This window comes from Pseudomonas sp. AC193 (genome assembly GCF_979258075.1).
Genome location: NZ_OZ409832.1, coordinates 2,188,572 through 2,201,481, shown reverse-complemented (window position 1 = coordinate 2,201,481; position 12,910 = coordinate 2,188,572). Strand labels below are relative to the sequence as shown.

The following is a 12,910-nucleotide window of genomic DNA, read 5'->3' as shown; positions in this document are numbered from 1 at the left end:
CGGATTCCAGCCTTCACCCTATCTCAAATCACAAAACGCGCCACCATCGCATTCAAATCCACCGCCAGGCGCGACAATTCATGCGTCGCGGCACTGGTCTGGTTGGCCCCGGCTGCCGATTGCGTGGCCAGATCGCGGATGTTGACCAGGTTGCGATCGACTTCGCGCGAGACTTGCGCCTGTTCTTCCGAGGCGCTGGCGATGACCAGATTGCGCTCGTTGATTTGTTGGATCGACTGGGTGATTTGCTCCAGCGCAACACCGGCGGCCCGGGCCATTTCCAGGGTGGATTGGGTACGCTGGTTGCTTTGCTGCATCGACGAGACCGCTTCACCGGTGCCGTTCTGGATACCGGCGACCATTTTTTCGATTTCCTGCGTCGACTGCGCGGTGCGATGGGCCAAGGCGCGGACTTCATCCGCAACCACGGCAAAACCACGGCCTGCTTCACCGGCTCGTGCCGCCTCAATCGCCGCGTTGAGCGCGAGCAGGTTGGTCTGTTCGGCGATGGCGCGGATCACGTCGAGTACTTTGCCGATGTCGCGACCTTGCGTGGCCAGGCCTTCGATCATGTGCGCGGTGTTCTGCACGTCGTGGGTCATGGTCTGAATCGCGTCGACGGTTTTCACCACTTGATCGCGACCTTCGCGGGCGGCTTGCGTTGACTGGTTTGAGGCTTCGGAGGTCGAGACGGCGTTGCGCGCGACTTCTTCGACGGCGGCGGTCATCTCGTTGACGGCGGTGGCGGCTTGCTCGATTTCGTTGTTTTGCTGCTGCAGGCCACGGGAGGCTTCTTCGGTGACGGCGCTGAGTTCTTCGGCGGCCGCGCCCAGTTGCGTGGCGGATCCGGCGATCTGTTCGATGGTTTTGCGCAGGTTGGTCTGCATCGACGCCAGGGCCTGAAGCAAACGTGCCGGTTCGTCGTTGCCGTCGACTTCGATGGTTTTGCTCAGGTTGCCGTCGGCAATGGTTTGCGCCGCGAGCACGGCGCGATTCAACGGAGTGACGATGCTGCGGGTCAGCAACAGCGCCAGCAACACTGTGGCAAGGGAGGCAACCACCGCGACGATAATGATGCCGGTGATGGCGCTGTCATAATGTTCACCAGCCTGACTGGACGCGGTTTTCGCGTCGGCGGCGTTGATCGCGATCAGCTTGTTGAGCTGTTCGCCCATCTGGTCGGTGCCGTCCTTGATCCGCGTGTTGATCAGGGTGCGCATCTCATCGACCTTGTCCTGACGCGACAGCTCCATCATCTGATTTTGCGCTTGCATGTAATTGTCGAGCGTCGCGGCGAACGCCTTGTACTGCGCGAGTTCTTCGCCGCCGGCCGGCAATGCGGCATAGCTGGCCTGAGCGCTGCGAACCTTGTCGACGAGCACGCCGATTCGCGTTTGCGCTTCCTGCAAACTCGCCGGCTCACGATTAACCAACACCCGAAACGACAAAATGCGCAGGCGCAGGACGTTCTCGGTCACGACGCCGAGATAACCGACGCTGGGCAGTTGGTTGGTTTCCATGTCGATGGAGGCTTGGCGGATGGTGGTCATGCGATTGACGGCGAACACGCCGAGCACAATCACCAACAAGGCGATAAAAGCAAAACCGAGGAAAGCACGCGGGGCGATGTTCAGATTGCGCAAGGACATAGTTGGACTCTCGGATGATAGAAACTACGAGCGTCCATGCCCTGATCACTGGCCCGTGGGGGCTTCAGTCCGGCGTCACTGTTTTAGAATGCTTGTGCTCGCCTGATAGCTGTATCGGCCAGGCTTGAGGAAGGTTGTGGGTAAAGCGCAAATATTTTTCCGAGTGTTTCAGCAATGAAACACTTGAACTGTAGGAGCTGCCGAAGGCTGCGATCTTTTGATCTTGCCTTCAAAAAAATCAAAAGATCGCAGCCTTCGGCAGCTCCTACAGGGGAAAGCATGCAGGTCAGGAGGTAGCAGCCATCTGCCAGACGCGGGCGATATCAGTGGCGCGTTCACGCAGCAAACGCGGCGCTTCGGCGCACGCCTGTTCCAGCGTCATCGGGCCGCTGGTCACGGCAAATGCGGCATCGATGCCGTGACCGTAGAGTTCCTGATAGCCCTCGCCCAAGGTGCCAGCGATCACGATCACCGGTACGCTGTGCTGCTTGGCAATCCGCGCCACGCCAAACGGGGTTTTGCCGCGCAAGGTCTGCGCATCGAAACGCCCTTCCCCGGTGATCACCAGATCCGCGCCTTCGACGGCCTCTGCCAGGCCAACCAGTTCCGCAACCACTTCTACGCCCGCCTGAAACTGCGCACCAAGAAACGCCTTGGCGGCGAAACCCAGTCCACCCGCTGCGCCGCTGCCTGGCTCATCACGAACGTCTTTAGCCAATGCCTGCGCGCACAACTCAGCGAAATGGCCGAGGGCCTGATCCAGTTGCTGAACCTGCGCCGGTGAAGCACCTTTCTGCGGGCCGAAAATCGCCGAGGCACCGTGCGGGCCGCACAGCGGATTGTTCACGTCAGCGGCAATGTCGAAACGCACAGCGGCCAGACGCGGATCGAGGTCACTCAGATCCAGTCGCGCCAGTTGCGCCAAAGCCAAACCGCCCGGCACCAATGCTTGTCCTTGCGAATTGAGCAATTTCACGCCCAACGCCTGCATCGCCCCAGCACCCGCGTCATTGGTCGCACTGCCGCCAATCGCCAGAATCACCCGTTGCGCGCCGGCATCCAGCGCGGCACGAATCAATTCACCGGTGCCGAACGTGCTGCTGATGCACGCATCGCGCTGCCCCGGCGGCACCAATTGCAAACCACTGGCCTCGGCCATTTCGATAATCGCGGTGTGGTTGTGCGGCAACCAGCCCCACGCCGCCTCAACCGGCGCGCCCAGCGGGCCACGCACGCGGGTGCGGCGCAGTTCGCCTTCGCAGGCTGCAAGAATCGACTCGACCGTGCCTTCGCCGCCATCAGCCATCGGGCATTTGACCAAAGTGGCTTGCGGCCAGACTTGCGCCAGGCCAAGGGCAATGGCCTCGGCAACGCCTTGGGCACTCAGGCTGTCCTTGAACGAATCGGGGGCGATGACGATTTTCATGCGAATTCTCCAGTTCCAATGCCCCTCATGCTGCCAGTCGGCATGCGCATTGACGCCTGTCCGCTGCACAAGTGGCGCGGGCGTTTATTGTTCATTTCCACAAAAGCAGGTTGCATACGCCCGTGTAGGAGCTGCCGCAGGCTGCGATCTTTTGATTTTGCTTTTAAAAGAACGCAGCCTTCGGCAGCTCCTACAGAGGGTTTGAGTCAGTCTGGGGAAGCAGCTGCACCCCAAGATAAAGCGCCAACATCCCATCCAACCGCAGCGGATCAACCCCACTGAGCTCGGCAATCCGCTCCATCCGGTAACGCAGGCTATTGCGATGAATCCCCAACGCATCGGCACAGGCCTGACTCTGCCCGTCGTGCTCGCACCAACTGCGCAGCGTCGCCAATAACTGGCCGTTAGCGTCCTTGGCGATCACCTTGCGCAGTGGCTTGAGCAACTCATCCAGCGCATCATCGTTGCGATGCCGCCACAACATCACCGGCAATCGATAGCGATTGAGCGTCAGCAAACGCGAGTGCGGCAACACCTCGCGACCATAAGCCAGCAGATCGCCGACGCGCCGATAACACCGGCGCAACCCGCCGAGCCCATCCGCCTGCCCACCGACCGCGATGCGCAGCACCTTCCAGCCGAGGCCATCGAGTTTTTCCAGCAAGCGATCGTGCTCGACGTTCTGGCTCGCCGGCCGACACCACAGCAACGAAGTCTTCGCCGAACTCACGCACCAACTGTCCGGATAGCGCGAGGTTAGCCAAGCACTTAGCGCCTCAACTGTTTGCCCCGGCCCGTGCTCCAGCCCCAATTCGAACAGGTATGGGATCCGCGTCAATTGCGGTTTGAGCCCCAGTTGCTGCGCCTCATCCACCAGGCGCGGCGAATCCCCCGCCTCACTCAGCAGCAACGCCAGCAGATCATCACAACGCTGACGCCGCCATTGCTGCTCGGCCTGCTGATTGCGCTGGCCGACGAGCATTTCCGCGGTCATGCGCACCAACTCGGCGTAGGTGCGCAGCAATTCCGGCTCGCCGGTGATGCCGAGCACGCCGATCAAACGCTGATCCAGCAGCAGCGGCAAGTTGATCCCGGGCTGCACGCCCTTGAGATGCACCGCCGTCTGTGCATCGATTTCGACCACGCGACCGTTGGCCAACACCAGTTGCGCACCCTCGTGACGAGTGTTGATGCGCTCCGGTTCGCCACTGCCCAAGATCAGACCCTGGCTGTCCATGACATTGACGTTGTAGGGCAAAATGGCCATGGCCCGGTCGACGATGTCCTGGGCGAGGTCGTGATCGAGTTCGAACATATCGGCTGCAATCCTTATTTTCTGGCACTGGCAGTTGTTCAGCCGCACAGGGTCTGGCGGCAAACCCTGTGCTCAGGCACAAAGACAATCCGGCCACAGGTGACCGAGACTCTCGGGGCGATCAACGTTAACCTGTGCATCGCAAAAAATCATAATAAAGAGAGAGCCGCTATGTCGCACAGCGCCGCAGCTACCCAGACCAAAGACGACGATAAAAATGCCGTTTATAAACGCATCACCCTGCGTTTAATCCCCTTCATCTTCATCTGCTACTTGTTCAACTACCTCGACCGGGTCAACGTTGGATTTGCCAAACTGCAGATGCTCGACGCACTGAAATTCAGCGAAACCGTATACGGCCTCGGTGCCGGTATTTTCTTCATCGGCTACGTGCTGTGCGGCGTGCCGAGCAACCTGGCGCTGACCAAGTTCGGTCCGCGGCGCTGGATTGCGGTGATGATGATCACCTGGGGCACGCTTTCGACCTGCCTGTTGTTCGTCACCACACCGACCGAGTTCTACACCCTGCGCCTGTTTACCGGTGCCGCCGAAGCCGGGTTCTTCCCGGGCGTCGTGCTGTATCTCTCGCAGTGGTTCCCGACGTTCCGTCGCGGCCGGATCATGGCGCTGTTCATGTCGGCGATCCCGGTTTCCGGTTTGCTCGGCAGCCCTTTTTCCGGCTGGATTCTCAACCACTTCGCCGCCGGCCAAGGTGGTCTGGCCGGCTGGCAGTGGATGTTCCTGCTGCAAGGCATTCCAACCGTGGTGCTCGGCGCCCTCGCCTATTTCCTGCTGAGCGACAGCTTCGCCAACGCCAAGTGGCTGACCCCGCATGAGCGCGCAGTGCTTGAGGCGGATCAGGCTGAAGATCTGGCGAACAAGCCGAAGACCACGTCCGACTCGTTGCTCGCAGTGTTCAAGAATCCGGCGATCTGGGCGTTTGGCCTGATCTACTTCTGCATCCAGAGCGGCGTATACGCGATCAACTTCTGGCTGCCGTCGATCATCAAAAACCTTGGTTTCAGCGATAACCTGGTGATCGGCTGGTTGAGCGCGATCCCGTATCTGCTGGCAGCGGTATTTATGCTGGTAGTCGGCCGCTCGGCGGACTTGCGCAAAGAACGTCGCTGGCACTTGGTGGTGCCGATGCTAATGGGCGCGATCGGTCTGGTGATTGCGGTGAATTTCGCGGCTAACCCGGCGATTGCGATTCTTGGTCTGACCATTGCGACCATGGGCGCGTTGACCGGTTTGCCGATGTTCTGGCCGGTGCCGACGGCGATGCTGAGCGCAGGTGCTGCTGCCGGTGGTCTGGCGTTGATCAACTCGATGGGGCAGATGGCTGGGTTTCTCAGCCCGTACCTGGTGGGTTGGGTCAAGGACAGCACCGGTTCGACCGATGCGGCGCTGTATCTGCTGGCGGGTGTGATTGTCGGCGGGAGTTTGCTGGCGTTGCGCATGACGCGGACGTTGCGGGCTTAAATAGCAGCAAAGGTCAAAAGATCGCAGCCTGCGGCAACTCCTGCCTTGGAATACGTTTCCTGTAGGAGCTGCCGCAGGCTGCGATCTTTTTGCGTTTAGCGAGCACAACAATTCACTTTGCCCCGCACCACGCTTCTGGTATTTGATTAACGCTTTCCCACCGATAAAAGGATGTCGGCATGAGCTATCGCACACTGGGTCACTCGGGGTTAAAGGTGTCCACCCTCACCCTCGGCACGATGATGTTTGGCGAACAAACCAGCGCCGAAGATTCGTTGCGCATCATCGACAAGGCCTGGGATCAGGGCATCAACTTCATCGACACCGCCGACGTTTACACCCAGGGCCGCTCCGAAGAAATCGTCGGCGAAGCGATTGCCCGTCATCGCCATGACTGGGTGCTGGCGACCAAGGTCGGTTTCGGCCCGGTGGACGGCGTGCCGAACCGCAGCGGTTTGAGCCGCAAACATATTTTCAATGGAATTGATGCAAGCCTGACGCGGCTCGGCACCGACTACCTCGACATCTATTACCTGCACCGCGAAGACCACAACACGCCGCTGGAAGTGACCGTTTCAGCGATTGACGATCTGATTCGTCAGGGCAAGATTCGCTACTGGGGCCTGTCGAACTACCGTGGCTGGCGGATTGCCGAGGTGATCCGCATTGCTGACCAACTCGGCGTCGATCGCCCGGTGATCAGCCAACCGCTGTACAACATCGTCAATCGCCAGGCCGAAACCGAGCAAATCACTGCCGCGCAAACTTACGGCCTCGGCGTGGTGCCTTACAGCCCGCTCGCCCGTGGCGTGCTCAGCGGCAAGTACGCGCCGGACGTAACGCCAGACGCCAACAGCCGCGCCGGGCGTCAGGACAAACGCATTCTGGAAACCGAGTGGCGCGTGGAATCGTTGCGTATTGCTCAACAAATTCAGCAGTACACAGAACAGCGTGGTGTCGGCATGGTTGAGTTTGCGATTGCCTGGGTGTTGAACAACAGTGCGGTGACCTCGGCGATTGTCGGGCCTCGGACTGAAGATCAATGGGATGCGTACACCAAGGCGCAGGCGGTGAAGATTACGGCCGAGGATGAAGCATTTATCGATTCGCTGGTGACACCGGGACATGCGTCGACGCCGGGCTTCAACGATGTGAGCCATTTTGTGTCTGGCCGTAAACCGCATCAGGCCTAAAAAATACACTTGGCTTCAACACAAATCCAATGTGGGAGCGGGCTTGCTCGCGAAAGCGGTGTATCAGGCAACCAAGATATTAATCTTGCCGACGCATTCGCGAGCAAGCCCGCTCCCACAGGTTCTATGCTTACACTCAAGATGTGGGAAATATTGAGCGCTTGCGCAATATTCAGCACAGAAACCACGTATCCTTCGCGCCCCGTTTGATCACCCACCCGCGAGGACAGTTTGTCTAAAGGTATCGCTTTATCGGTTTCGGCCTCGGTGCTGTTTGCCGTCATGTATTACTACACCTCGCTGCTCACCCCGTTGAGTGGCGTGGAAATCTTTGGCTGGCGAATGCTGCTCACTGTGCCGTGCATGACCGTGTTCATGCTGGTGTCCGGTGAATGGCGGCGGGTGGTGGAGCTGGTTCGGCTGATGGCCGCGAAGCCAAAGTTGATCGCCGGACTGATCGTCTCGGCCGCCCTGCTCGGCGTGCAACTGTGGCTGTTCATGTGGGCGCCGCTCAACGGCTACAGCCTCGATGTCTCGCTGGGCTACTTCCTGCTGCCGCTGGCGATGGTGCTGACCGGGCGAATTGCCTACGGCGAAAGTCTGTCGTACCTGCAAAAGATTGCGGTGTTCTTCGCCAGTCTCGGCGTGTTGAACGAGTTGTATCAGGTCGGCGGATTTTCCTGGGCGACGCTGGTGGTCGTGATCGGCTATCCGCTGTACTTCGTGCTGCGCAAATACCTGAAGACCGATCACCTCGGTGGTTTGTGGGTCGACATGACGCTCATGCTGCCAATTGCCTACTGGTTTGTGCAGGGTGGCGAGCAAGGTTTCGGCGTGTTCGATCAACACCCGGGGCTGATGTGGCTGATTCCGCTGCTCGGTTTGATCAGTGCCTCGGCGTTGGTGGTGTACATCATTGCCAGCCGTTTGCTGCCGTTTAGCCTGTTTGGTTTGTTGAGTTATGTTGAGCCGGTTTTGTTGCTCGGCGTGGCGTTGTTGCTGGGTGAGAGCATCAAGTCAGGGGAATGGCTGACGTACATTCCGATCTGGCTGGCGGTGATTGTGCTGGTGTTCGAAGGCTTTAAACACCTGATGCGTCAACGCCGACCTTAAAAGCAAAAGATCGCAGCCTTCGGCAGCTCCTACATTTGGAATGCATTTTCCCTGTAGGAGCTGCCGGAGGCTGCGATCTTTTGATCTTAAAAAAATCCCGGCCCTGCATCTCTGCAAGCCGGGATTTTTCATTTCGTCAGCGGATTACTCAGTCGCAAGCACACCACGACGCACCTGGTCACGCTCGATCGATTCGAACAGCGCCTTGAAGTTGCCCTCGCCGAAACCATCATCGCCTTTACGCTGGATGAATTCGAAGAACACCGGGCCCATCAGGGTTTCCGAGAAGATCTGCAGCAACAGACGCTTGTCGCCCGACTCGGACGAACCGTCCAGCAGGATGCCGCGCGATTGCAGTTCATCGACTGGCTCGCCGTGGTTTGGCAGGCGGCCTTCGAGCATTTCGTAATAGGTTTCCGGCGGCGCAGTCATGAAACGCATGCCGATTTTCTTCAGGCGATCCCAAGTGTCCACGAGGTTATCGCTGAGGAACGCCACGTGCTGGATGCCCTCGCCGTTGAACTGCATCAGGAACTCTTCGATCTGGCCGGCGCCTTTGGACGACTCTTCGTTCAGCGGAATGCGGATCATGCCGTCCGGCGCGGTCATCGCTTTCGAAGTGAGGCCGGTGTATTCGCCTTTGATGTCGAAGTAACGGATCTCACGGAAGTTGAACAGCTTCTCGTAGAAATTCGCCCAGTAAGCCATGCGACCGCGATAGACGTTGTGCGTCAGGTGGTCGATGATCTTCAGGCCGGCGCCCACAGGGTTGCGATCAACGCCTTCGATAAACACGAAGTCGATGTCGTAGATCGAGCTGCCTTCGCCAAAACGGTCGATCAGGTACAGCGGCGCGCCGCCGATGCCTTTGATCGCCGGCAGGTTCAGCTCCATCGGGCCGGTTTCGATGTGGATCGGCTGAGCGCCGAGTTCCAATGCGCGGTTGTAGGCTTTTTGCGAGTCTTTAACACGGAACGCCATGCCGCAAACGGACGGGCCGTGCTCGGCCGCGAAGTACGAAGCAACGCTGTTGGGTTCGTTGTTGAGGATCAGGTTGATCGCGCCCTGACGGTACAGGTGCACGTTTTTCGAGCGGTGGGTGGCGACTTTGGTGAAGCCCATGATCTCGAAGATCGGCTCCAGCGTGCCCGGCACTGGCGATGCGAGCTCGATGAATTCAAAGCCCATCAGGCCCATTGGGTTTTCGTATAAGTCTGTCATGGTGACGCCTCATCATTTCTTATCAATTAACCAGGGTTATTTGTCAGTCATGCGAGGTCGGTGGGTGGCGCACAGGAGATGCCGCGCACACTGCGGGCGAGGAAGTCACCGTAGATCAGTTGAAACCCGAATATCTTCATTGTCGACCCAAGGCTCTTGCGGGCGAGGCTTCTGCTGCCAGAAGACGATTATTATTGTATGCGTAACCCGATTCTACACAGCGTAAATGGGCTTGTCTGCCCTCCCTATAAAATCCGCTTTTTTGCGCCCGGCGCAAGGGGTTTGTTGCACAGGTTGATCAGGCTCAACCCTTGCGCGGCACCGGGGCCGAACAGCGCCGGCCCTGTTGATTCGCCGTGTCGGGCCGACGGAAAAGAGTCGCAGATGCCGTATCATTGCTGCCCCTTGATGCTCACCGAAGCGTTTGTTCGACGCTGGCGTGGTTTTTACCCAATTGGCAACACATATGCATCACCGATGAGCGGCGCAAGCGTCATCCGCCATCTATCATCCCTTCTGCCTGATCTCTTTTTCGGCGGCGCACGGTTGCCCGGCCTACATTCAAGAGCTCCACTTTTTGCGACAGGAAGCGCCCATGCCGTTAACCGTCAGACATCGCCGCAAACGCAGCACGCGCCTTATCGTGACGCTGCTCAGCGGTTTGCTTCCCGTGATTCTGGGCAGCGTGATTCTTTACATGCAGGCCGAACGCACGTTGCAGCAGAGCACGGCGCACACGGCCGAAGAAGCGTTGCGTCAGTTTGACCTGATGCTTGATAACACTGCGCAAGCGGCGCGACAGCTGCTGCCATTGGCCGGGCAACCGTGCAAGTCGGTCACGCTGGCGTTGCGCGAGCAAGTCACCCGCCGGCCTTTCGTGCGCTCAACCAATCTGGTGTGGGACGACAATCTTTATTGCAGTTCGCTGTTCGGTGAGTTCAGTGAACCCGTCAACGCGGGCGATTACGCGCAGGGCAAATTGTGGTTGATGAATGGCAACCCGGTGACGCCCAACACCGCCCTGCTGATTTATCGTCTCAGTGAAGGACGCGGCGGCGCCTTGACCACCCTCGATGGTTACCACTTGAGCAATGTGCTGCGCCTCATTGGTCGGGACACGTTGTTGTTACTGCAAGTCGGCGATAACTGGCTGTCCGCCGACGGCAAAACCCACCAAGGCGCACTGCCGGAATTGCCGGTCGCGCAAAGCATGCGTGAATCTGCTCACTATGCTTTCAGTGTGAGTGCAGGATTCCCCGAAGGTGAAACCTGGCGTTACATGAGCGATGAATATCCACCGTTGTTCAGCCTGCTGATCTTTTTCGGCGTGGTGTCTGGCGCGATTGGCCACATCGTGCAGAAGCGCTCGACCTCGCCTAGCCACGAAATGTTACGTGCGCTGGAGGCCGGTGAGTTCATTCCGTACTTTCAACCCGTGGTGTATGGCGACAGTAAAAAATCGAACCGGGACTGAAGTGCTGATGCGCTGGAACCATCCCAAAGAGGGGCTGGTTCGGCCTGATCTGTTCATTCCGTTCGCCGAGCATTCCGGACTGATCGTGCCAATGACCCGCGCGTTAATGCAGCAGACTGCCGCCCTCCTCGGCCCATTGTCGTCGACGTTTCTCGCGCCGTTTCACATTGGCATCAACATCACCGCCAACCACTGCCAGGATCTGGAACTGGTCGAGGATTGCCGCGAGTTTCTTTCGGCATTCAGCGCGGGCAGCATCACGCTCGTGCTGGAGTTGACCGAGCGCGAACTGATCGAGCCCACCGATATCACTCGTCAGCTGTTCGAGCAATTGCACACTTTGGGGGTGAAGATCGCCATTGATGACTTCGGTACCGGACACTCGAGCCTCGGTTATCTGCGCAAATTCAATGTCGACTACCTGAAGATCGATCAGAGCTTCGTCGCCATGATCGGTATTGATGCGCTGTCGCGGCATATTCTCGATTTCATCATCGAACTCTCTGCCAAGCTCGATCTGGGTATTGTTGCCGAAGGCGTCGAAACGCAAGCGCAGGCCGATTACCTGACCGCACATAACGTTAACTTCCAGCAAGGTTATCTGTACGGCAAACCGATGCCGGCTGCCGACTTCATTAGTGCATTAACTCATCATTAACTAAATGGGCTTAAGCCGGGTGCGCCGACCGCGCGCACCAAATTGATACAAAAGATCGCTGTTGTTACATGAAGACAACAACAGGATTTACTCTTGACGCATTAACAACTACAATTTTTGTTGCCTGTGCAGAATTGGCAGGTGAGCCATTATCACCGAGTCGCTACAAGGCTCTTGGCTTATAGCTTTGTTTGCGGTTGGTATCAGCCAAATACATTATTGGAGTAAAGATATTGTCCAGACTCGCTGAATTTCGTGCAGCTGAAAAGGCCCTTCAGGAACAGCTCAAGCAGCTGGAATCGCTGAAGAACGATGCCGGGCTCAAGAAAGAAATCGAATTCGAAGAAAAGCTCCAGGGGCTGATGAAAACCTACGGCAAAGGCCTGAATGACATCATTTCCATTCTCGATCCGAACCCGTCAAAATCCGGCCTGCAAACATCCGCAGCCCCTAAGACCCGCCGCGCACGCGTGGTCAAGGTTTATCAGAACCCGCACACCGGCGAACTGATCGAGACCAAGGGCGGCAACCACCGCGGCCTGAAAGCCTGGAAAGAACAATACGGTGCAGCCACCGTTGATTCCTGGTTGCGCGGTTAATCTCACGCCAACACAAAAGCCCTGCAGAAGCAGGGCTTTTTTTTGACGATATCTAACAAATGCAACGAATGTCGCCAAGCAAGTTGCGATTGCCGTGTAACGCGCACGAGTCATTTGCATCTATTGTTTCTTGGCTGAATGTTGCGAACGCTGCTGAAATTAAACTTTCGGCTTAATGCCTTTGGGTATCTAGCACAGAATGGCGAATTAAAGTTTCAGGCTGTTTCGAGCCGCCGCTATTTCCTCAGCGCTTGCCTTATAAACCTCAGCCTGCCCCGCGTAAGAAAGAACATAAGCCTTGTCCGCATCGACCGCCGCGACCAAAGTTTGCGACAGCACATGACGACCGTTTTCAGTCACCGTACAAGTCGTTTCAAGTGCACTCAACGAGCCTAGATTCGCTGGATGCACGCGGTTGCAAACACTTTGATAGCCGCTCTGAAAAAAGTCCTTCTGTATCGACTTGCGCATTTCCAGCAACACGCCTTGCAGGTTGACCTGGTGACCGCTCTCGACTGGCGTCATGGTCAGCTCCATCACCATCACCTGATTGCCGTCGGCGTCATTTTTGACTGCGCGCTGACGTGAAACCTGCGGCGCGGCGTCCGTCAGAGTTTGCACCTCCCAGCCCGCAGGCCAGGTGATGCTCGGCGCATCGGCCAATGCTGCAGCGCTGATCAAGGCTACGCCGAAGAAAACCAACAGGGATTTGCACGGTCGGATCATTACCAAAGGCACTCAAAGGTTGAACCACAAAGTCTGAGGCCCGCCCGCACACAG

At 57.9% G+C, this 12,910-nt stretch carries 9 protein-coding genes and 1 pseudogene; 5 read left to right on the top strand and 5 right to left on the bottom strand.

Annotated features, from left to right (window positions below; translation table 11 throughout):
* Window positions 1–23 precede the first annotated feature (23 nt).
* From ACZZ0D_RS10110 to ACZZ0D_RS10100, 3 genes are all read right to left on the bottom strand, one after another.
* Window positions 24–1,649 carry a methyl-accepting chemotaxis protein gene (locus tag ACZZ0D_RS10110; RefSeq protein WP_463553100.1) on the bottom strand — a complete coding sequence of 542 codons (1,626 nt, stop codon included), beginning with the start codon at window positions 1,647–1,649 and terminating at the stop codon, window positions 24–26.
* 286 nt (window positions 1,650–1,935) lie between these two features.
* Window positions 1,936–3,075 carry a glycerate kinase gene (locus ACZZ0D_RS10105; RefSeq protein WP_463553099.1) on the bottom strand — a complete coding sequence of 380 codons (1,140 nt, stop codon included), beginning with the start codon at window positions 3,073–3,075 and terminating at the stop codon, window positions 1,936–1,938.
* 190 nt (window positions 3,076–3,265) lie between these two features.
* On the bottom strand, window positions 3,266–4,390 hold the full coding sequence (locus tag ACZZ0D_RS10100) for a sugar diacid recognition domain-containing protein (protein ID WP_159812346.1): 1,125 nt from the start codon (window positions 4,388–4,390) through the stop codon (window positions 3,266–3,268).
* Window positions 4,391–4,561: 171 nt separating this feature from the next.
* Here ACZZ0D_RS10100 and ACZZ0D_RS10095 point away from each other — a divergent pair, with 171 nt between their 5' ends.
* From ACZZ0D_RS10095 to rarD, 3 genes are all read left to right on the top strand, one after another.
* The gene (locus ACZZ0D_RS10095) at window positions 4,562–5,872 is read left to right on the top strand and encodes an MFS transporter (RefSeq protein ID WP_053120336.1); all 1,311 of its coding nucleotides are present in this window, start codon (window positions 4,562–4,564) and stop codon (window positions 5,870–5,872) included.
* A gap of 179 nt (window positions 5,873–6,051) precedes the next feature.
* Window positions 6,052–7,065, top strand: coding sequence for an aldo/keto reductase (locus tag ACZZ0D_RS10090; protein WP_463553098.1), 1,014 nt, complete (start codon window positions 6,052–6,054; stop codon window positions 7,063–7,065).
* 231 nt (window positions 7,066–7,296) lie between these two features.
* Window positions 7,297–8,178: an EamA family transporter RarD gene (gene rarD, locus ACZZ0D_RS10085; protein WP_463553097.1), complete on the top strand. Its 882-nt coding sequence runs from the start codon at window positions 7,297–7,299 to the stop codon at window positions 8,176–8,178.
* 144 nt (window positions 8,179–8,322) lie between these two features.
* Here the strand turns inward: rarD and hppD are convergent, their stop codons facing one another.
* The gene (hppD, locus tag ACZZ0D_RS10080) at window positions 8,323–9,399 is read right to left on the bottom strand and encodes a 4-hydroxyphenylpyruvate dioxygenase (protein WP_053120348.1); all 1,077 of its coding nucleotides are present in this window, start codon (window positions 9,397–9,399) and stop codon (window positions 8,323–8,325) included.
* A 595-nt stretch (window positions 9,400–9,994) separates the two neighbouring features.
* On the opposite strand from hppD, the pseudogene ACZZ0D_RS10075 reads away from it, so the two are divergent.
* A pseudogene (locus ACZZ0D_RS10075) lies at window positions 9,995–11,531 on the top strand (EAL domain-containing protein).
* A 233-nt stretch (window positions 11,532–11,764) separates the two neighbouring features.
* Window positions 11,765–12,130 (top strand): histone-like nucleoid-structuring protein, MvaT/MvaU family, encoded by a 366-nt coding sequence (locus ACZZ0D_RS10070; protein ID WP_463553096.1) that lies wholly within the window; start codon window positions 11,765–11,767, stop codon window positions 12,128–12,130.
* Between the two features lie 207 nt (window positions 12,131–12,337).
* On the opposite strand, the gene ACZZ0D_RS10065 is transcribed toward ACZZ0D_RS10070, so the two are convergent.
* Window positions 12,338–12,856, bottom strand: coding sequence for a DUF4946 domain-containing protein (locus tag ACZZ0D_RS10065; protein ID WP_400644941.1), 519 nt, complete (start codon window positions 12,854–12,856; stop codon window positions 12,338–12,340).
* Window positions 12,857–12,910: the final 54 nt, after the last annotated feature.

Bases quoted from the DNA above. Each gene is read 5' to 3' on its own strand.
- ACZZ0D_RS10110 (WP_463553100.1), bottom strand. From the start codon at position 1,649: ATGTCCTTGCGCAATCTGAACATCGCCCCGCGTGCTTTCCTCGGTTTT.
- ACZZ0D_RS10105 (WP_463553099.1), bottom strand. From the start codon at position 3,075: ATGAAAATCGTCATCGCCCCCGATTCGTTCAAGGACAGCCTGAGTGCC.
- ACZZ0D_RS10100 (WP_159812346.1), bottom strand. From the start codon at position 4,390: ATGTTCGAACTCGATCACGACCTCGCCCAGGACATCGTCGACCGGGCC.
- ACZZ0D_RS10095 (WP_053120336.1), top strand. From the start codon at position 4,562: ATGTCGCACAGCGCCGCAGCTACCCAGACCAAAGACGACGATAAAAAT.
- ACZZ0D_RS10090 (WP_463553098.1), top strand. From the start codon at position 6,052: ATGAGCTATCGCACACTGGGTCACTCGGGGTTAAAGGTGTCCACCCTC.
- hppD (WP_053120348.1), bottom strand. From the start codon at position 9,399: ATGACAGACTTATACGAAAACCCAATGGGCCTGATGGGCTTTGAATTC.
- ACZZ0D_RS10065 (WP_400644941.1), bottom strand. From the start codon at position 12,856: ATGATCCGACCGTGCAAATCCCTGTTGGTTTTCTTCGGCGTAGCCTTG.